Origin of the sequence: Variovorax glacialis, assembly GCF_051216375.1 — a bacterium.
In the GTDB taxonomy this organism is placed as follows: Bacteria; Pseudomonadota; Gammaproteobacteria; order Burkholderiales; family Burkholderiaceae_C; genus Variovorax.
Map to the genome: position 1 here is coordinate 194,938 of NZ_JBPJZT010000002.1, position 19,956 is coordinate 214,893.

The window sequence follows — 19,956 nt, forward strand, 5'->3', positions numbered from 1 at the left end:
GAAACTCCCGAGGAAAGCGATCTCGCTGATGCGGCTCAAGACTCCGCAGTCATGGCGACCTCATCGGTCCAGACCTTGAAGCTTTCGAGGATGTTGGGGCCGAAGGTCGAGGACAGCGCGACATCGCAGGCATCCCGGCCTCGCGCTATCAGTACGCGGCCGACGCGCGGCGTGTTGTTGCGAGCGTCGAAGGTGTACCAGCGGTCCCCGAGATAGGCTTCGAACCAGGCCGCGAAATCCATGGCCCCGTAAGGCGGCGCAGTCCCGATGTCTCCGAGATAGCCAGTGCAATAGCGTGCAGGAATGTTCATGCACCGACACAGCGCTATTGCGAGGTGCGCGTAGTCACGGCAAACACCCTGGCCTTCGTGGTAGGCCTCCAGGGCGGTGCGCGTATTTCGGGCGTACTGGTAGCCGAAATGAATATGGGAATGCACGAAGTCGCAGATCGCCTGCACACGCGCCCAGCCGGTCGGGCCCGGGCTGAAACGTTGCCAAGCAATGTCCGAGAGCCGGTCGGTCTCGCAGTAGCGGCTTCCGAGCAGATAGATCAGCGTCGATTCCGGCAGGCGCTCCACCGGCACTTGCGCCGCATTGAAATCGATGACGTCGACCTCCCCGGTGTCGTTGACGAGCGCCGATGAGGTGACGACGAACTTGCCTCGCGGCGCGACCAGGCGGCTGCACCAGTTGCCGAACATGTCGCGGTAGGCGGTGATCTGGACTGTCGGATGCGTCAACAGGTGGTCGGGCCGGATCAGATCGGACGCGCGCGAATGGTGGATGCTCAACGTCAGGATCATGGGCGTCGGCTGAGGACACTGATACGTCATTTCGAAACCGACCTTGATTTGCATGCCCGTCCTCGCAGTTGATTCGTGGATCGAAGCAGCCTAGGGCAAACCCGAACGCCTGTATGTGCGCCACCGAACATTGCGTTTCGGCAGCCGCATCGCGTATAGCCACGATCCAAGGGGGGTCAGGCGTGCGACGTAGGCGGAGGAATCCCGAACAACGCCCACAAAGAAAAAAGCCCTTGAGCGGTAATTCTCAAGGGCTTCTTGGAGCTTGCCGGACAAGTCCGGACACTGAATTGGTCGGTGTGAAAGGATTCGAACCTTCGACCCCTTGCACCCCATGCACTTAAAACTTGCTTTTCGTTGCCGCGGCCTGCTCCGATGTGACACAAAGAATCGACACTTAACTCGTTGATATACAACGTTTTTCTCGCGTATTCTTCATATCAACTGCCTGAAGGCCATAAAATGCCGACTCACGATATTTAGGGCAAGTTAGGGCACAAATGGCGAAACTGACAGTCAAAGCGATCGAGGCCGCACGGCCCAAAGTTGCACCGTACAAACTCACTGTCGACACCGGCCTGTATATCCGCGTGTCGACTAGCGGCGAGAAGCGGTGGATCGTCAAGTACATGATCGACGGCAAGCAGCGTGAAGCACGGCTGCCGAAGCCATACGGAGCCAACGGCCCCGGCCTCATGTCGCTTGCGGATGCGGTGACCGAGAACCAGCGCATTCAGTCGTTAGCGCGCGCCGGTACCGACTTCCAAGAGCAGGCTGCCGACGATGCCGAGCGCGCACGCGCTGAGGCCGAACAGCGGCGCGTTGCTGCGGAGAAAGAGCGAGCCTCGCTGCTCCCGTTCACCGCCATGTTTGAAGAGTGGTTGCGCGACGGTGTTCGGCGCAAGGACGGCAACGACGAACTGCGGCGCGCCTTCAACAAGGACGTGCACCCCGCGATCGGCAGCAAGCCGGTTAAGCACATCACCGAGCACGACCTGCGCGCCTTGCTGCGCGCTATCGTCGAGCGCAAGCGCAACCGCATGGCCGTGCGTGTGTACCGCGACCTGGTGCAGTTGTTCGGATGGGCCGAGAAACGCCAGCCGTGGCGCGCCCTGCTGATCGAGCAGAACCCCGCGGCCCTTCTCGAAATCGAGAAGATCGTCTCGCCGACTTACAGTTTGGACGACACGCGCAAGCGACGCCTATCGCCGGCCGAACTGCGCGAACTGCGCGACATCCTGGACAGCATGTCGACCGACCGCGCCGCGCGCGAGAACAAGCGCGTGGGCGCGCACGGCCTGACCGCCGCGAGTCGCGCCGCTCTTTGGCTTTGCTTGTCGACCATGTGCCGCATCGGCGAACTGCTGCAAGCCCGATGGGAGCATGTCGATCTGCAGGCCGGTGTGTGGCGCATCCCGGTCGAGAACACGAAGCAGACTAACTCCACGCAAGAGGACCACATCGTCTACCTGAGCCCGTTCGCAATCCGTCAATTCAAATCCTTGCAGGAGATTCGAAATCAGGATTCGAAGTGGTGCTTCCCGGCTCGCAATTCGACCGTAGGCGATCGGCACGTAGACGTGAAGAGCGTCTCGAAACAAGTGGGCGACCGTCAGACCAAATTCAAGGAGCGCACGAAGCCGCTTAAGAACCGAACCAACGACGACTCACTCGTGCTGTCGAAGGGCACCACTGGCGAGTGGACCCCTCACGACTTGCGGCGCACCGGCGCCACCATGATGCAGAAAGCAGGCGTCAACCCCGACGTCGTCGACAGGTGCCTGAACCACGTTCTACCGGGCGGTAGCAAGGCGCGCCCCTCCTATCTGCAGCACGACTATGCGCCGGAGAAGCGCGCCGCGTGGGACGTCCTGGGCCGCGAGATCGAGACGGCCCTAGCGGGCTCCTGATGTGCCCCAAAACTGCGTAGTCGTTGAGCGATGGCGCACACTAAGTTGTTGATTTCATTGACTTTTTTACGATATACTCTGTGTCAACTGATCGCGCGCCCTGCCCCTTTGTGGCGTTCGTGACCCCGCAGTCTCGCGGGCTCCTAACCAGAGATACCGAGGTGCCCGACTGACGGCCCCGGAAGGCGCCAACACGGCGGCGATGCTGAGGTAAGCCTGACACGCAAGCAGGTCGAGATGGAGCGCACCGCAAGGTGCAAATCGGTCGGAGTCGTAAATCCGGCACGGCGATCAATCGGGCAGGTTGGTCGATTGGAAAACCGTGCCTGGAAATTCAACTCATGTCCCGACCTGCAAAAGAAAAGCCGGCAGTCCCCGTCGCGCTTCAGAATTTCGACTCCCTCCCAAACTCCGCTCACGTCCGCGTCGACGTGGTGTCCGGCCTGCTCGCGCAAAGCGTGTGCACCACGTGGCGGCGCGTACGGCTGGACCCCGCGTTCCCGCGGCCGCGCAAGTTGGGGCCGCAGCACACCGCGTGGAACGTCGGGGACGTACGTGCCTACCTGGCCGGGGGCGTACCAGCATGGCGCCACAAATGAAAACGCCGACCCTGGCAGGGGCCGGCGCTCTAGAAAATCAGGCCACCGTCGAAAGTAACCTTGCACGCGATTTTAGCGACTGCTCAAAAAACAGGCAAGTGGAAAATTGCGCATTCGCGCAGAGGGGTGCGGCATGAGTGCGCGCGATCTTCCGCAAGCGTGCGGGCATTTCGCGACGGTGGCGCCCGCCTTGATCAACAATGGATACAGCGTGCTGCCCATCGCTCCGGGGCTCAAATACCCTGGTGACGATGTCAAATGGAAAGACCGCGTTTTCGGCACCACCGCCGACCTTGCACAGTTCATTAACTACGGAGTGGGCGTACTCTGCGGGGTGGGTGACGCGCCGGTCTGCGCAGTCGACATCGACATTACGCACCCGACCATTGGCCCTGCGCTGATCGCCTGGTGTCAGGACAACCTCGGTGCCGCACCCGAGCGCATTGGCGCCGCGCCGCGCAGCCTGCTGGTTTACCGCGCAGCCGAGGCCGGATGGTCGAAGGTCTACAGCGTGGCATTCCGAGACGCCACCAATCCAAAAGACCAAAGGGTCGAAGTGCTCGGTGCAGGCCAACAGTTCGTCGGCTATCACGTGCACCCAGATACGAAGCGTGAATATCGATGGGTCGACATGTTCGGCGGCTTGGAGTGGGCGGCTGCTGCCAGTCTCCCCCTGGTCACCAGTGGACAGATTGCGGCACTATTGGACGAAGCGGCCCGCCTGGTAAACGAGGCGTCGGATGTCCAAATGCGCGCAGCCGGCCACGTCCGCGGACCTAGTGCAGGATCGGTTGACGACCTGCTCGCGCTGGTACCACGGGTGGGTATGCCATTCGACGAATTGGCTAGGGACCACCTGCCGCACTTCGAGAACGACGACATCGACTATGACGGATGGGTCAACTACGGCATGGCCTTGCACCATGAGTATGAAGGCACCGATCGCGAGGCGGACGCGCTGCAGGCGTGGCGCGATATGGGCGCCCAGTCGACAAAGCACGACCCTAGCAAGTATGGCTACAAGTGGCGGTCATTCGGCAAATACCGCGGCCCACCTGTCACGTTGCGATGGCTGCTGGCCAAGTGCCACGAGGCGCAACGAAAGAAAATCGCAGATGAGGCCCGTGCCAATGTCGAGCAGATTCGGACTCTGATCAACGAGGCCGCCGACAGTACGGCGCTCAGTGGCGAAGTGCTCCGCAAGGTCCGGCCATTGATGCCGGACGCCCCGCTGCTCCGCGCAGAGATCATCGGCGTACTCCAACAGCGGCACAAGGCCCTAACCGGCACGCTGCTACCTGTCAGGGCGGCGAACGATCTGCTGCTTCCGCCGCGTGACCCCCGCGCGGTGGGAACGTCGCATCCATACACCGAATTCGGCAACACCGAGCGCATGCTCGATCGCTTCGGTGAACAGCTTATGTACGTGCCCGAGTTGGACGCATGGTACATGTGGACCGGCGTCTACTGGCGCAAGGCTGTGCAGGTGGAGATCGAGCACCTTGCCGCCGAGACGGTGAAGGACATGGGCGGCGAGATCGACCAAGTGCGCAAAGACGACCTGGAATCCTTCTACGCCTGGTGTTCCGTCAGTCAGCAGGCCAAGATGGTGAAGAATATGGTCGCCCTCGCGCGTGCCAACCCGCGCACCTTTGTGCCTGCCGCAGAGCTCGACAAGCACAGCCACCTCCTCGGTGTTCGCAACGGCGCGATTGACCTGCGCACGGGCCTCCTTGTGCAGCCCGACCGCGAGCACCGCATCACGTTGGTGGCCGGCTGTGACGGGGACATGAGCGCGCAGGCACCCCTGTTCGAGCAGACGGTGCTGGACGCGTTCAAGGGCGACGACGAACTCGCGCAGTATCTCTATCGGACGCTCGGCTATGCGCTCATGGGTAAGCCTGACCAGGACAAAATGATCATCCCCTTCGGCAATGGCTCCAACGGCAAGTCCACGGTCTTCGGCGTGGTGCGCCAGGCGTTCGGGGGGTACGCCCGAGTGGCCGACGCCAGCACGTTCATCAGCGACGGGAAGACCGGCAACGCCGGCGGCGCGCGGGAAGACTTGGTCCGGCTGCGCGGCGCGCGCTTCCTGTATGTGAGCGAGCCTGAAGAAAACGGCGAACTGCGCGAAGCCGCAGTAAAGGCAATGACGGGCGGCGATGCGATCACGGCGCGCGGGGTGTACGCGACGACCAGTGTTGAGATCATGCCGACGTGGACGGTGTTCATGCCGACAAACCACAAGCCCATCATCAAAGGCAGCGACAACGGCATTTGGCGCCGGCTGGTGTTGATGCCCTTTGATCGCAACTTCGAAAACGACCCGACGGTGACGAATGACCCACAGCGCGCGGAAAAACTGCTGGCGGAATTGCCCGGCATTCTTGCGCTGTGCGTCCGTGCTGCGTTGGCATACCAAAGGGAGGGTCTGACGCCCCCGAAGGCAGTGCAGGCGGCACGGGAATCGTACCGGTCGCAAATGGACCTCCTGGCCGAGTGGCTTGAGGACTGCTGTGACGTCGCCGAGGGGTATTCGGAAGAGTCGAATCGGCTCTGGTTGTCTTGGGAACAGTTCGCCAAGAGCCGCGGGATTCTTAACTATGTGAAGTCATCTGTCGCACTCGGACGTCGTCTAGAGGGTCGCTTCCCAACGTTTAGGACTCCAACGGGGGCGCGCGGACGCAGGGGAGTACGGCTTAAGTCAGAAATCAGCGGAAAGACTGATGATTCGGCCCCTTTTTTTTGACGGGTTGACGGGTTAAGGGCCTTTTTCATAGACCTCCTTCATACACGTATAGAGGTTTTGTAAAAGAGACCCTAACCCGTCAACCCGTCAAACCGTCAAACCCCCGCTGGCAGCTAAGGCGCACGCGATGTCCGACAGATGCCTCGTCATCGCCCCAACGTCTGGCCACGTTTCTAACTTCAGCACCACAACGCACCTGGCAGCACATGACCTCACCCCGAGCGCCGACACCGCACGAGTTCGCAGTACTTCGTGTGCTCCGCGCAGATGCTGAACGCCTGCCGCACACGGCAGCGAGGATCGCCGCGACGTATCTATCTACGATTCACCTGCCCGACTCCTGGATGCCGGTGTTGGCACGAGCGCTTGATGCGCGAGCGGGTGACGTGACGTGTCCGCCCCTGGACGAGTTGCAAGCCGAGTACGGCAAGCTTGGTGCATGGCTCCCGGCGGCGTATCACGGTGATGCCACGGACGCGCGTTACTGGCTCGTGGGTCTGGATGAGCGTGCAGCCGAGTACCGACCTCAACCATCACCTACATCCTGATCGACGCGCCACGGGGCCGCTAGTGCCCTCGCCGCCTCACCCCGCGCTCCCGCCCAGGTACGGATGCGAAGGGCGAGAGGCTCCTGGAGGGTCGCAAGCTACGTGCGGGGACTGAGAGGCCCGGTGCTCGCGAGATTTCATCCGGGTAAAACTTGATTCATCGCGTTTGCGCAATCCGCTGCAGATTCGCCCGCGGTGAACGCTGCGGAGATCGTGGGAGCGGCGGCGAAATTGTGCCGCAGGCTGTGTCGAGCCTAAACATCGAACATGAGGCCTTGTCATTGATTGAAAGGCTACATGAGCACCCAAAACGCTACACCGCCGAAGCTGATTTACCACCTGATGCCCGTGGCAAAGGCGGCAGAAGAAGCCGGCCTCAGCACCAAGCTCTTTCTCGTCGCAGCCGCGGCCGGCCAGCTTGGCAACGTCGAGATTCTCCAGATCGGCACGTCGCAATACGTGCGCGGCTCCAGCCTGTTCGACTTCCTCGAAGACCGCCGGGCCAAGGGCACAGCGTCCGGCGCCGACGTCGACCTCTTCGCAGCCGAGCCGCGCACGTGAAGAGGCTCTATGCCCTCGCCGGCAACACCCTACAGATTTACGGCGAGATCAACCAATTCCGGGCCGACGCCTTCCGCGCCGACCTGCTCGCGCACGACGGCACGTCGATATGTGTGGAAATCGACTCGCTCGGTGGTTCGGTACTTGCCGGAATCGACATGCATCGCGAACTGACCGCCTCCAGGAAGTCGGTGACAACGAAGGTGGTCGGAGTTGCCTGCGGCGCTGCGGCCGTTGTCGCGATGGCCGGCGCACGCCGCAGCATGCCGAGCAATACGTTTCTTGCGCTTGCCCCGGTGGCTGACGAAGTGCTCGAAGAGGTCGTCTCCGTGTTCAAAGCACGCACCAGCATGGGCGAGGTCGCACTTCGGAAGCTGCTCGCAAAGGAGACCTGGTTGGGCGCTCGCGATGCACTCGCCAATGGTTTCGCCACCGAAGTCGTCGACCACACGAAGCGCCAAGCCGCCTTCGCCGCGCACGCTCGTGTCCCAGCACACGTCCGTGCCGCCCTTTCGGCAGGCCGACCGGCAGCGCGGCCCCTAAACGTTGCGGCCGAGATTCACGCACTGTGCGACCTCGCCAAACGGCCACAGGACGCCGCGGGCTTTATAGGGGCCGGCACCTCACTCGAACAGGTCCGCGCCGCCCTGCTCCCTCGCCTGCCCCAACCCAACACACAAGCGTCAACCGTCGACATCTGGTCGGCGCGCAAGTAACAACCAACCTGGAGAAAAGACAAATGGCAGCAACTATCGACACCGACCGTCTGTTCGTCTTACTCGACCGCGGCGAAGCTGCAGTCGGCGCCGACCATCAAGCTCGGGCCGCCCACACTGACGCACTGCTCGACCTGCGCGATGCGCGCGCCGAACTGCAAGAGGCCGAGATTCTGGCGCGCGCGCGCCGTGCGCTTCACACCCCACTGGAAACCCTGCGCGCAAACGTCAGCGCCCTTGAGCAGCGAGCAGCGCGTCGAGCCGCCGCACTTCCGCCACTCGCCCGACGCGCCAACCTCTGGGTCAACTACACCTCCGACCTCCGTGCCCTAGCGAAAAAACACGGAGTGACTACAGCATGACCAACATCACAAAGAAGATCGAAAGCGTTCGCGCACAGATCGCCGATCTCGGGGAACAACTGATTGACCCTGCGAACTCGTCGCCATCGCGAGAGGAACTGCGCGCGGATTTCTGCGCACGCATCGACCTTTGGCACGACGAAGCGTCAGACCTCATGTTGGATCGCATCAAGCGCCAAGCGGCCGGCGAGGACGTCGATCTGCTCGTCCCCGAGTTCAATCAATACGAAGACCCGCGCGCGGCTGTGGACACGCTTGCGAAGGAAACGCGCGCATGGCTCACCCTTGCCATCGGCAGGGAGGGGTTGTACGCCAGTTTCCTGCCGCTGCTCGACGAGATGCCCGAAGGGCTGGACGCCGAAAAGCGAGCGAAGCGGTTGTCTGATATCCGCGACCAGATCACGGCACTTGAGGTCAAGGAAGAGCAGTACCTGCGCACTGCCGAGCGCGAGGGCATCGAATGGGAACCCCGACCGGGTCAGCGCGCGGCAGCAGCCATCTTGATGGAGGACGGGAAATGAGCAGCTTGGACTTCGAACACGACGAACTCGACGTGTGTGCGTCGACCCTCGCGCCAGCGCCGCGGCCCGTCAGGATCACGACGCCCGAAGATCTCGCGCTCGTCGCAGCGCGCCTACCCGACCTCGGACGCTTCGGGTTCCACCGCGACGCGCCGCTGCCCACTGATCGAGACTTCATCGGGCAAGTCAACTGCGCTCGCGAATTCATCGTGAGCACGCCGAATCCACACGTGACTCTCGCAGGACGTGGTGCGTATTTCCTCAAGCACCGAGCCGAGCGCCGCGGGCGCACCTACGTCAGCGTCGGCGCGCTGATCGCCGCCGCGGTGCTCGAAGGGTTGGAGCCTGTGCGCGGGGCGGTCGGGCCGAACTGCAAGTTCAAAGGGGCTTGACGTGCATACGCAAACAAGAAACGAGCAGCGAGTGCGCGCCGCCATCAAGGCAAGCGGACTACGACTCGAACCTGTCGGCACCGCCGGCGCGGTCCGCGTGGTCGGACCTGGCGTCCACATCGTCGCCGCGTCGCTGCGGCATCTCAACCCGCTGGACCTGACGCCATATCGGCCCATCGAAGACGAACACCCGCCGCACTGAGCGAACCACTCCAGGAAAGAAAGAAACATGACATCTCCCGTAGACACCAGCGTTAAGTATTTCGACAGCACGATGCCCAACGCGCCCGTGCTCAGCGGCACGGCCGGCTCCTTGGTCGCGCTTCTGGACGCCTGCTTGAAGGACGGCTTCAACACCATCACGCCGACTTCCATCGTGGTCGCCGGCGGCATCGCAACGGTCACATGGCCATCGGGCACCTTCGCGGCCTTGAAGGACGCTGTGGTGCTCATCGCAGGCGTCACCGACAAGGTCGCCCTGAATGGCGAACAGAAGGTGCTGACCAAGAACGCGCTGTCGCTCACCTTCGCGACAGCCGAGTCCAACGGCACGGCGACCCTCTCATCGCCAACGATGAAGATGGCGCCGATGGGGTGGCTCAAGCCTTTCACGGGCACCAACCTGGCGGCGTACCTGTCGAATGACCCGGCCTCGACCAAGATGCTGCTTCGCGTCGACGACACCGGCACGACTTCTGCGCGCGTGGTCGGATACGAGTCGATGAGCGACGTCAACACCGGTGTGGGGGCGTTCCCGACTGCCGCACAAACTCCCGGCGGGGGCTACTGGGCCAAGAGCCAAGTTGCCAACAGCACCGCTGTCCAGTGGTCCCTGGTCGGGGACGGCCGCACCTTCTACATCAACATTCAATCCGGCTCGGGAGTGAGCCCGCTCAATCAGATCACCGCCGGCCGCATGTTCGGCGATGTCGCCCCGCTCAAACCGGGGGGCGACGCGTATGCGTGCACGTTGAATTATTCCTCGTCGGCGAGTGTCTCGACGCAGTACGACGGTGCGACAGGGGGCACCGGTGTAGCTCAGTTTGCCCTGCCTAGGGAGTACAGCGGACTGGGCTCTGCGGTGCTCGCATCGGCATATGTCTACGGAAATCTGTCGACGCAGAATTCCGGCATCACCAGCACACTGGGCGTATTTCCTAGCCCGGTGGACGGCTCGTTGCTGCTGGCAACTAAGTATCTGACAGCACCGGCCACCGGAACGACCGTCCCTCGTGCCAACCTGCCCGGCATCTACAGCGGCCTCCAGAGTGGACTGTGGAATAGTTTCAAGCTCGGAGACCGAACCCCCGGAGCGGGCGCCCTCGCTGGTCGCAACCTTGCGGCAGCGACCTCTAATGACGCATCTACGGCGCTCAACAGCGCATCCACATCAAGCAACACCGGTATCGTCTTCTTCGACGTCACGGGACCGTGGCGCTGATATGGCTGCGCATCGCTACTGGCGTGCGGTCGGCCTTGAAGCCTACGGGCTCGCCGGCCTCGACATCACCGAGTTTCAACTGCTCGCGGGGACAACTCGCGTCGACGCATCGGCATCGCTGACATCCAGCGTTGCACCGACTACCGGAGCGCTTGCGAACCTCAAGGACAACGACACGAGCACAGGCGCAGCGTGGAGTGCATCGGCGCTGAAGAGCCTAGTGCTAAATTGGGACTTCGGCGGCTCGCCGCAGGATGTCACCGACATCTGCATCGGCGCGAACGCAGACGCAACGAAGTTCCTGCTGTTGTGCCGGCTGCAGTATTCCGACGACGCGACCACTTGGACGCCGTCGACACCCTTCGTCGGCATCACCTGGCCAGGGTCGAAGACAAGGACCAGTTCGGCCGCGCCGCTGGAGCAGATTGTTCTCCACTTCAACGGCACCAACGGCTCGACGACCTTCACCGAAGTTGGCGGCAAGACGGTTACGCGCGCGGGCAGCACGCTGCCGACAATCAGCACGACGCAGTCCAAGTTCGGCGCGGCCTCAGGTGCATTCGTGGCCGGCAACGTGAGCGTTCCACATGCGGCCATCCCCGGCGACTTCACGGCGCAGATTCAGTTCTATTGGGACGGCACCGCAACGACCACGTCGCGGGCCTTGTTCACCATTGGCGCGAACGGCATCAACCTGGAGTTGTACCTGAAGCCGACGACGCACGCCCTGTCCTTGTTTACGACGCCAAACGGCACCATCACGCTGGCGGGGCCGGCGCAGTCGCCAACCGCGAACTCTTGGAACACGGCAACGCTGGAACGCTCAAACGGCCAGTTGTCGATCTACCTCAACACGGTGTTCGCGGGGGGCATCAGCTACCCGAATCCGCTACCTGCGGGGACGCTCACGATCGGGCAGTTCAACACCGGCAACGATTCATTCACGGGCTACCTCGACGAGTTCTTTTTGTTCAACGGCGAGGCGTTGGGCAACGGCGAAGGCGTTTCGATTCCCGCCACCGAATACGCGATCAGCACGGGCCAGCGCATCGTTCGGAACACTGTTCGTGGCAGGACAGCGCCGGCGTTGTCCATGGCGCTTCCGTCGGCGGCCAGCGTTCCAACAACGTTCGGCGCCGGGGCACCCGTCGTGCGCCCTCTGCGCGGTCGCACCGACTACATCAGCGGCGTACTCGGTCAAGGCGTTGGCCGCATCAGCGGCACGACCCGAAAGGTAGGCATCCCAAACAACGTGCCTGTGCGCGTTCGCGTTCGCCTGGTCCGAGAACGGGACTTCCTTCCCATGCGTGAAACGTGGAGCGATCCCATCACCGGCGCCTATTCGTTCGACTACGTCGACGAACTGCAGACTTACACCGTCGTTGCCTTCGACCACACGCACGACGAACGCGCCGTCGTCGGCGACAACCTCACGCCCACCATCATCAACTAGGAGCACCCAATGGCAGTACTGGACATCGTCTTTGACACCCCCGCGGAACCCGCTGCCGCGAACCCCACCGACCTCGTGCACCGCGAGCCGGCATTGGGGCAAGACTACTCGGAGGCGACCGACGACACGGCGACCGACGCCGCAGCAGGTAGACTGACCTCATCCGGATCGAGAGAGGCGGCTATAGATGGCGTCAGCACCACTTCGCACGGACATCGGACCAACAGTTGATCTGGTGGGCGCGGCGGACTTGATGAAGGTCCACCCTAAGACTGTGCAAGACCTCATCAGCGCCGGCGCGCTACCCGCCGGGCGCATCGGCCGCTCATACGTGTTGCTGACCAAAGACGTGATGGCGCACATCGAGCGCGTCATCATTGAGCAGACCGCCGCACGCATGCGGGTGCCCGGCCTGCGCACCAAACTGCCTAGCGCGCGCGCCGCTCGTTGCGCTGAAGCTCTTGGCTCCGCACAGCAAATGAGGTTTCCTGCGAAACCACCGGAGGTTTCGGCACAAACCCATGCGCCTGCAGACGTTGCGCAAATGCGAAGCGCATTTCGCACATGAGACGGCGGGTTATGCGCGACCACTGACGACATCATTGGCAAACTGCAGCACCCGCCTTGAAGGACACCAATGAACGAAGTCTCTGACCACGCATCTATTCGTGCCGCAGCCCTGGCCGCAGCGCTGTCGTTCGATCCTGAACTCGGGAGCGTGCAATGATCGGCGATCAAACAACCGGCACGCTGGACGGCATCGTGATCAGCGCCGCCTCGCACGAAAACCTGCGGGTCACTGTCAACGGCAAGCCGGCCCGGCTCGCGATCGTTTTGGACGACGGGACGATCGTAGCGGCAGGCACCCCGGTGGCGCGCGAGGTCAAGGCCGTGGTGGTCAACAGTTACCGCAACATGCTTAAGGGCCAGGGGCACCTTCGCCCCCTCGGCAACCCCATCGAGCCGATCTTGATCGACCGCGAAGGGCTCCAGGACTGGATTCTTCGTGGCAACTAGCTTTTTGCAGCGGGAGATAGATGCGGCGGTCGCGCCGCCCGTCTACTTGGCGCCCGACCGTTACGTGATGGTCCGCGTCTACGCCGCCATCACCGGCCGTAGCGAGAACTCCATTCGAATGAAGATCAGGGACGGCAAGTGGTTAAGTGGCAGAGAGTTCATCAAGGACCCCGACGGCACCGTGCTGATCGACCGCGAGGGGGTCCAGAAGTGGATTCTTCGGGGCAACTAGGGGGATGAACGCCGCTTCACCGCCGCCCGTGCCCGTCTACATCGCGCCCGACCGCTTCGTGATGATTCGCGTCTATGCCGCCATCACAGGTCGCACGGAAAAATCCATCCGGCGCAAGATCGAAGAGGGCAAATGGGTTTTGATGCGTGAGTACATCAAGGACCCTGACGGCACGATCTTGATCGATCGCGAAGGGGTCCAGAGGTGGATGCTTCGCAGGAGCTAGCGAGAGGCTGCAGCGCTATCGTTTGCGCGCGCGCGTTCCATCTCAGCGCCTTAGTTTTCCAACCTCTTCCATCTCCGGCCTTACACAGTTCTGATCGAGCAATGCTGTTCGACATTGCGGCTCATCGCACAACCTCGCGCCCACGTTCAGCAGCCACACGCCGCAGGTCGTCCAAGTCGGACTGCAGTATCCGCGACTCGCTCTCGCACTGAGCGGCTAGAGACTGCATCTCTTGCGAGATCGCACCTTCCCACGTCGCGCCGGCCAGATTGTTAGCGGCGCGCGACTTCTGAGCTCGAACGGCGTCGATGCGCGCCGCGCACTGCTGACGCTGAGCCGTTATCTGGTTTCTCTTGTCGTCGACGGCCTGGTCTGCTTCGCGTTTCAAGCGTTCGCTTTCCAACTTGGCAAGGTGCTTCTTCATGTTGCCCGCCATTGCCGAGCCGCCGTCGGTGGCCGGTGCGTCCGGTGTTTGCTTTACCGGAGTGATATCCACAGCGCGCGCTGGTGCGGCGCCTGAAGCCGGCCGCACTTCCACCTGCTCCCCCTTCGCCGCGCCGCCACAGGGGGTGGCCTGGAACTCGGTCCCGCCCGCCGCGTTCTTGCACCGGTAGACCTGTGCTGATGCAGGGAGCGCGGCTGAGACGAGAGCCAATGCGAAACCGATGCCGAGCAGTCGTCGAGCCGTAAAACCGTTCATTGCAGTTGCCGTTGGTGTTGTTTTGACCGTGCGAGCCTAGCCGCAGAGTGTGGCTGCCTCCTGGAACAAATTCACGGTTCTTGGAACCGGGCGCGCGACGTCGAGATCTGGAAGGATTCAACAGTCGGCGGGACGACCGAAGCCACCCGCCTTCCCTTAGGTCAGGCTGTGGCCTGCCTAGCGCCGAGTACGAACGTGCCGTTTTGACAAAGTTTCGCAAACGCTGAGCATCGATTTAGCATTTGCGCAAGCAGAAGAATCGGCATTAAGTCACACATACGGAGGAATTAACCTACGTCCGACCCCTTGCAATGCTCATTCTAGTTACATTGAGTGCTCCAAGACACTCATTTAAACGAATTGACAATGCACTGCCCCGACGAATCCAAGCGCCTTCGCCTCAGTCACAACCTCGGGCAAGGGACCCTCACCAAGCTCGCAGGTCTTGCTGTGTTGATCTCAACGTCTTTCGCGAGCCAGCCGGACGCGTCCGAATGCGACCTGAAGTCTGTCCTCGAACTACAGCGCCAATGCATCGACCGCGAGGCCGCTGCGTACGGCTACACCTCGGGCGATGTGGACAATGCAATTGAGAACCTCCGGCGTGCAACGCTCACAGCATCCGTTCTCAACGCGCTGGACGCGCTGGACTTGTCGGATGAGGCGTCCCGGGCCGAGACGCAGCGTCTCATGTCACACTTTCGCTCTGGAGGTTCACACCATGGCCGATAACGATGCAGCGCGCGCGAAGCTGGTCGCCGAGATCGAAGCCGTTCGCGCGGACGGTGACGTAGAACGGGCGGACCTTATGTCGTCGCTGCTTGAAACTATCGACGGGCTTAATCGAGTCGAGGGGGAGATTGAACAAGGCGTGCGAGAGGGTTGGATTTCTGCCGATTCCGACCTTGCCACCTACGGGCGCTCGCCGATTTGAGCAGGCGACCCCGGCCGCTCAGGTGCGAAACAAAAACTGCGCGCCGGCCGGACCGACTTGCGCCGCCACCTCAAGTCTGCTCATAGGCCAGACCCTACCGACAGCATCGAGGACCCGCCCTTCGCTCTTCGCGCCGTCGGGGTCGACTCTGTCATCCAAAACGATTAGCGGATCGAATCCGATGTTTGACGCCTTGCTCTTGATGTCCAAGAGCTTCCGAATAGCGGCGCTCACTGTCACTTTTTGCGGCGTGATCGCGATGACGGCCTTGCCCTTGAAGTCGAAATCAAGTTGATAGACCTGCCCGGAGACGCCGACGAACTCGGGGTGCACGGAGGGCAGCCAATCAGGCGAAATTGCTCTCAGGCACATTTCGACCTCGTCAATTAGGAGCGTCATATCCGTCGACACACCTTCCTGGTCCCGCTCCCAGGTAGTGAGCGCCACCAGCGTCGATACGTAGTTCGCGAAGGCCGCAGGTGCGCCCCTCTCGTTAGCCCAGACTTCTAGTTCACCCGCTTCGTTCAGCTTGACGCCATTGGGCGCACCGAGGTTCTGAATGAATTTGACGTTCCTGTAGTCATCGATCCGGACGCCCCGGCCGGCAAAGTGGAGCAGCACGCCACCATCATCAAAGAACCGGACCTGCCCCGCCGCCTTTTCCACGTACACGGGAGCGTCGTCCCCGTCGGCAAATTTGAATGATGTATCGAGCATGGCTACGCTGCCGTCGTCCGAAAGGGGATAGCAGGTGACGCCGATGATGGCGGCGAGATCGCTACAAACCGCGTTCATGATTCATTTGAGGATTAGGACTTCCGGATGTTCCGGAGGCGGAGCAAACTCGATTCTCGTCTGCTCAGTGAAATAGGCAAGGAGTTGCTCGAACGTCCAGACTGACCATGACCGGTCGCCCATGATTCGTTTGTCGCCCCAATGCTCGTGCGGCTTCATGTGCTCGGTCTTGACCAACTTGGGCCATTGCTTCGCATCCAATTGATACACCCGCTCAAGGCCGTGCGGCTCTTGCTTGTAGACGCTGAAGAGGTAGTGCGCGATATCTGTCTTGCGACCGCGATGAAAGCGCAACACCACCTGCATCCGCACCCCGACGCCGTCAGCGTCGACCAAGCCGACGCTGACCTCGTGCGTGCCCGGCTGCAATCGCCACACGCTCCAGTCGTCACAATCGTGGGCGTAGAGAGCGTTGGCAAGCAGCGCTCGGGCCTCGGCCTCGGGGACCTTGTTCATTTCCTCGCTCTTTTTCTAGGGCACCGGTAGGGCATCACACATCAGAAATGACGAAGGGGTTAGCAACTACTACGCTGCTAACCCCCGTCAATACTGGTCGGTGTGAAAGGATTCGAACCTTCGACCCCTTGCACCCCATGCAAGTGCGCTACCAGGCTGCGCCACACACCGAAGCTCCCGATTATAGCCGTGCGAAATCAGTGACTCGGGGTGAGCAGCTCACGAATTTCGTTCAGCTCGCGCCGGAGGTGAAGCAGCTGCGATAGATCGACGGTCCGCGCTGCCTGCGGCAGCGGTGGGTCCATCTCGTCCTGCACGGCGGCATCGAACTCTTCCTGGTCGATCTCGATGGCCTCCATGCCTTCGAGGGGCACCTCGCCGGCCTTGCGACGGTCGCGCTCGGACTGCACCAGCTCCTGGAGCTTGTTGCGCGCCCCGCTGATGGTGAAACCCTGGTCGTAGAGCAGGTCGCGGATGCGGCGGATCATGAGCACCTCGTGATGCTGGTAGTAGCGCCGGTTGCCGCGTCGCTTCATGGGTCGCAGCTGCGTGAACTCCTGCTCCCAGTAGCGCAACACGTGCGGCTTGACGCCGCACAACTCCCCCACTTCACCGATCGTGAAGTAGCGTTTGACGGGGATCGGCGGGAGGGTTTTCTCCATTGAAATCAATACAGTGCAAGCGAAACCTCAGAGGTTACTCCACCCTCGCTCGCAGTACCAAGCACTATTCGGAGCCGACGCTCCATTCGACCTCTTGCGGCGTGTCCGAGGTGATGCTTCCGTGGATTTGTTCCTTGAGCTTGGCACTTGCGTGGAAAGTCGCGACACGGCGCTCGCCGATGGGAATGGCCTCGCCGGTCCGTGGATTGCGTCCCGGCCGGGGCGCCTTGACGCGGATCTGGAAGTTGCCGAAGCCGGAGATCTTCACGTCCGCGCCTTCGATCAGGCTGTTCGCGATCAGGTCGAAGAAGGCCTCGACCATGTCCTTGGACTCGCGCTTGTTCAAGCCGATCTGCTCGAACAGCAGGTCGGCCAGGTGCGCCTTGGTCAGCGCCGGCGTTTCGAGTGCTTCGAGCGTGAATTCCATGGCGTTCATACCCTCAGGCGCGCACCGAGCCGCGCACCAAGTTGTTCGACGATGGCACGAACGGCGGCCTCGACCTGTTCGTCGGTCAGCGTCACGGAATCGCTATTGAAGCTGAGCCGCACAGCCATGCTCTTCTCGCCTTGGTCGAGGCCGGTGGCAACCGAGCCATCGCGCGCGACCGTCGGGCGGTAGATGTCGAACAGCGTGACGTCACGCAGCAGCGCCGGATCGGACGCAGCGTCGATCGCCTGCATGAGCGCGTCATGCGTCACTGCTTCGGCGACCACCACCGCAATGTCGCGTTCGACCGCCTGGAGTTTGGGGACGGGCTGGGCCACCGGCACCGGTCGGGCGGTGACGGCGTCGAGGTCGAGTTCGAACAGCACGGGCGCATGGGCGAAGTCCCATTTCTGGCGCCACCGTGGGTGCAGTTCTCCCACGACGCCGATGGGGGTCCCGTCGAGAAGCACGCGCGCCGAGCGCCCGGGATGCAGCGCCGGATGCTCCACAGGCTCGAAAGTCGCAACACGCGGCGCCAGCAGGGCCTCGACGTCACCCTTGATGTCGAAGAAATCGGTGCGCTGCGGCTTGCCGTCCCAGCGAGCGTCGTCCGCGTCGCCCCAGGCCAGCCCGGCGGCGCGCATGGGCTGGCGGATGCCCTTGACCGTGCTGTCAGTCGTGACGACCGTCTCATCACGAACGAAGACGCGGCCCAACTCGAACACGCGGACGCGCGGCGCCTTGCGATCCAGGTTGAACTTGAGCACCTGCAGCAGGGAGCCGATCAGCGACGACCGCATCACGCTCATCTGGCTTGCGATCGGGTTCAACAGCTTGATCGGATGGGCATTGCCGGACAGATCCTCTTCCCAGTGGGCCTCGACGAAGCTGAAATTGATCGTCTCCTGATAGCCCAATGCCGCGAGGCGGCTTCGCACCGCCGAACCGCTGCGTTGGGCCTCGGGCCGCACGCGCGCAGTGATGGGAGCCAGCGGCGGCGTGGTCGGCAGATTGTTGTAGCCGATGAGTCGGGCCACCTCTTCGATCAGGTCTTCCTCGATAAGCAAGTCGAATCGGTGCGGCGGCGGCGTGACGACCAGGGTGCCCTCGCCTTCCGCGACCGGCAGCGCAAGGCGCCGAAGCGCATCGGCGCACTGGGCCTGCGTGAGCGGCATGCCGATCACACGCCCCGCGCGGGCAACCCGCAGCGTGACGGGCTTGGCTTCGGGCAGGCGCAATGTCTCATCGTCGATCGCGCCAGCCTCTCCACCGCAGATGTCCAGGATCAACTGGGTGATCCGCTCGATGATTGCCACGGTCCGGCTGGGGTCTACGCCGCGCTCGAAACGATGCCCGGCGTCGGTCGAGAAGTTGAACCGGCGCGAGCGCCCTTGGATGCTCTCCGGCCACCAGAAGGCGGCTTCGACGTAGATGTTGCGCGTGTCGTCGGAGACCGCTGTGGCGTCGCCGCCCATGATGCCGGCGAGCGACTCGACTTCGCGGTCGTCTGCGATGACGCCGACCTTCTCGTCGACCGTGACGGTATTGCCGTTGAGCAGTTTCAGTTGCTCACCCGGCTTGCCCCAGCGTACGGTCAGGCTGCCATGGATCTTGTCGAGATCGAAAATGTGCGTCGGCTGCCCGTATTCGAACATCACGTAGTTCGAGATGTCGACGAGCGGCGATACGCTGCGCTGGCCGCAACGGGCAAGCCTGTCGACCATCCAGGCGGGTGTCGCGACCTTGGTGTCGACGCCGCGCACGACGCGGCCAGAAAAACGGCCGCACAGTTCGGGCGCCTCGACCTTGACGGGCAACTTGTCCGAGAGCGCTGCCGCCACCGGCTTGATGATGGGCGTCTTCAAAGGAGCGCCGGTCAGTGCGGCCAGTTCGCGCGCGATGCCATAAACGCTCAGTCCATGCGCAAGGTTCGGCGTCAGCTTGAGGGTTAGCAAGGCGTCATCGAGCTTGAGCACCTCGCGCACATCGGCACCGATCGGCAAATCGGCGGCGAGTTCGAGCAGGCCGCCGTGATCCTCGCTGAGCTTGAGTTCGCGCGCGGAGCACAACATGCCCTGGCTTTCGACACCGCGCAGTTTGCCGAGCTTGATGAGGAACGGATTGCCGTCTTCACCTGCCGGCAACTCGGCCCCGACCAGCGCGACCGGAACCTTGATGCCGACACGCGCATTGGGCGCACCGCAAACGATGTTCAGCAAGGCGCCCTGCCCTGCATCGACCTGGCACACGCGGAGCCGATCGGCATTCGGGTGCTGGACGGCTTCCTTGATCTCGCCAACCACGACCTTGGAAAAAGGCGGCGCCGCCGGACGGCGCTCTTCGACTTCGAAGCCGCCCATCGTGAGTGTTTCGGCCAGTTCGGCGCTGCTGATCTGCGGATCGCAGAATTCGCGCAACCAGGACTCGGGAAATTGCATCTCGTCGTTCTCGT

General features: G+C 62.4%; 22 protein-coding genes and 1 tRNA gene. 15 read left to right on the plus strand and 8 right to left on the minus strand.

Annotated elements, in window-relative coordinates; translation table 11 throughout:
- Positions 1–35: 35 nt before the first annotated feature.
- Positions 36–803, minus strand: coding sequence for a transglutaminase-like domain-containing protein (locus ACSFBL_RS05295; protein ID WP_435514708.1), 768 nt, complete (start codon positions 801–803; stop codon positions 36–38).
- A 500-nt stretch (positions 804–1,303) separates the two neighbouring features.
- Between ACSFBL_RS05295 and ACSFBL_RS05300 the strand changes: the two genes are divergently transcribed.
- The 14 genes from ACSFBL_RS05300 (at position 1,304) to ACSFBL_RS05365 (ending at position 13,530) form a co-directional block, all read left to right on the plus strand.
- The gene (locus tag ACSFBL_RS05300; RefSeq protein WP_435514709.1) at positions 1,304–2,713 is read left to right on the plus strand and encodes a tyrosine-type recombinase/integrase; all 1,410 of its coding nucleotides are present in this window, start codon (positions 1,304–1,306) and stop codon (positions 2,711–2,713) included.
- Positions 2,714–3,445: 732 nt separating this feature from the next.
- Positions 3,446–6,061, plus strand: coding sequence for a phage/plasmid primase, P4 family (locus ACSFBL_RS05305; protein ID WP_435514710.1), 2,616 nt, complete (start codon positions 3,446–3,448; stop codon positions 6,059–6,061).
- Between the two features lie 845 nt (positions 6,062–6,906).
- Complete coding sequence (locus ACSFBL_RS05310; protein WP_435514711.1) at positions 6,907–7,170, plus strand: hypothetical protein; 264 nt, start codon at positions 6,907–6,909, stop codon at positions 7,168–7,170.
- Positions 7,167–7,886: an ATP-dependent Clp protease proteolytic subunit gene (locus ACSFBL_RS05315; RefSeq protein ID WP_435514712.1), complete on the plus strand. Its 720-nt coding sequence runs from the start codon at positions 7,167–7,169 to the stop codon at positions 7,884–7,886. The genes ACSFBL_RS05310 and ACSFBL_RS05315 overlap by 4 nt, the downstream gene beginning before the upstream one ends.
- Positions 7,887–7,909: 23 nt before the next feature.
- Positions 7,910–8,248, plus strand: coding sequence for a hypothetical protein (locus tag ACSFBL_RS05320; RefSeq protein WP_435514713.1), 339 nt, complete (start codon positions 7,910–7,912; stop codon positions 8,246–8,248).
- Positions 8,245–8,769, plus strand: a complete 525-nt coding sequence (locus tag ACSFBL_RS05325) for a hypothetical protein (RefSeq protein ID WP_435514714.1) — start codon at positions 8,245–8,247, stop codon at positions 8,767–8,769. Before ACSFBL_RS05320 ends, ACSFBL_RS05325 begins: the two co-directional genes overlap by 4 nt.
- Complete coding sequence (locus ACSFBL_RS05330) at positions 8,766–9,161, plus strand: hypothetical protein (RefSeq protein ID WP_435514715.1); 396 nt, start codon at positions 8,766–8,768, stop codon at positions 9,159–9,161. Before ACSFBL_RS05325 ends, ACSFBL_RS05330 begins: the two co-directional genes overlap by 4 nt.
- Before the next feature lie 31 nt (positions 9,162–9,192).
- The gene (locus ACSFBL_RS05335) at positions 9,193–9,363 is read left to right on the plus strand and encodes a hypothetical protein (RefSeq protein WP_435514716.1); all 171 of its coding nucleotides are present in this window, start codon (positions 9,193–9,195) and stop codon (positions 9,361–9,363) included.
- A gap of 72 nt (positions 9,364–9,435) precedes the next feature.
- Complete coding sequence (locus tag ACSFBL_RS05340) at positions 9,436–10,602, plus strand: hypothetical protein (protein ID WP_435514717.1); 1,167 nt, start codon at positions 9,436–9,438, stop codon at positions 10,600–10,602.
- A gap of 1 nt (position 10,603) precedes the next feature.
- Positions 10,604–12,055, plus strand: coding sequence for a LamG-like jellyroll fold domain-containing protein (locus ACSFBL_RS05345; protein WP_435514718.1), 1,452 nt, complete (start codon positions 10,604–10,606; stop codon positions 12,053–12,055).
- A gap of 187 nt (positions 12,056–12,242) precedes the next feature.
- Positions 12,243–12,623, plus strand: a complete 381-nt coding sequence (locus tag ACSFBL_RS05350) for a helix-turn-helix domain-containing protein (RefSeq protein ID WP_435514719.1) — start codon at positions 12,243–12,245, stop codon at positions 12,621–12,623.
- Between the two features lie 155 nt (positions 12,624–12,778).
- The gene (locus ACSFBL_RS05355) at positions 12,779–13,072 is read left to right on the plus strand and encodes a hypothetical protein (protein WP_435514720.1); all 294 of its coding nucleotides are present in this window, start codon (positions 12,779–12,781) and stop codon (positions 13,070–13,072) included.
- Entirely contained in the window at positions 13,062–13,304 is a 243-nt protein-coding gene (locus ACSFBL_RS05360; protein WP_435514721.1) for an excisionase, read from the plus strand. The genes ACSFBL_RS05355 and ACSFBL_RS05360 overlap by 11 nt, the downstream gene beginning before the upstream one ends.
- Positions 13,305–13,332: 28 nt before the next feature.
- The gene (locus tag ACSFBL_RS05365; protein WP_435514722.1) at positions 13,333–13,530 is read left to right on the plus strand and encodes an excisionase; all 198 of its coding nucleotides are present in this window, start codon (positions 13,333–13,335) and stop codon (positions 13,528–13,530) included.
- A 121-nt stretch (positions 13,531–13,651) separates the two neighbouring features.
- Here the strand turns inward: ACSFBL_RS05365 and ACSFBL_RS05370 are convergent, their stop codons facing one another.
- Entirely contained in the window at positions 13,652–14,230 is a 579-nt protein-coding gene (locus ACSFBL_RS05370; RefSeq protein WP_435514723.1) for a DUF4124 domain-containing protein, read from the minus strand.
- Between the two features lie 721 nt (positions 14,231–14,951).
- Between ACSFBL_RS05370 and ACSFBL_RS05375 the strand changes: the two genes are divergently transcribed.
- Positions 14,952–15,164: a hypothetical protein gene (locus ACSFBL_RS05375; protein WP_435514724.1), complete on the plus strand. Its 213-nt coding sequence runs from the start codon at positions 14,952–14,954 to the stop codon at positions 15,162–15,164.
- Between the two features lie 18 nt (positions 15,165–15,182).
- Here the strand turns inward: ACSFBL_RS05375 and ACSFBL_RS05380 are convergent, their stop codons facing one another.
- The 6 genes from ACSFBL_RS05380 to pheT form a co-directional block, all read right to left on the minus strand.
- Positions 15,183–15,959, minus strand: coding sequence for a DUF1828 domain-containing protein (locus ACSFBL_RS05380; RefSeq protein WP_435514725.1), 777 nt, complete (start codon positions 15,957–15,959; stop codon positions 15,183–15,185).
- A 3-nt stretch (positions 15,960–15,962) separates the two neighbouring features.
- Positions 15,963–16,415, minus strand: a complete 453-nt coding sequence (locus ACSFBL_RS05385) for a hypothetical protein (RefSeq protein WP_435514726.1) — start codon at positions 16,413–16,415, stop codon at positions 15,963–15,965.
- A gap of 94 nt (positions 16,416–16,509) precedes the next feature.
- A tRNA-Pro gene (locus ACSFBL_RS05390) sits at positions 16,510–16,586 on the minus strand.
- A 26-nt stretch (positions 16,587–16,612) separates the two neighbouring features.
- Complete coding sequence (locus ACSFBL_RS05395; RefSeq protein WP_435514727.1) at positions 16,613–17,077, minus strand: MerR family transcriptional regulator; 465 nt, start codon at positions 17,075–17,077, stop codon at positions 16,613–16,615.
- Positions 17,078–17,141: 64 nt separating this feature from the next.
- A complete protein-coding gene (locus tag ACSFBL_RS05400) occupies positions 17,142–17,513 on the minus strand; it encodes an integration host factor subunit alpha (protein WP_435514728.1) in 372 nt (123 codons plus the stop codon).
- Positions 17,510–19,942 (minus strand): phenylalanine--tRNA ligase subunit beta, encoded by a 2,433-nt coding sequence (pheT, locus tag ACSFBL_RS05405; RefSeq protein WP_435514729.1) that lies wholly within the window; start codon positions 19,940–19,942, stop codon positions 17,510–17,512. The genes ACSFBL_RS05400 and pheT overlap by 4 nt, the downstream gene beginning before the upstream one ends.
- Positions 19,943–19,956 lie beyond the last annotated feature (14 nt).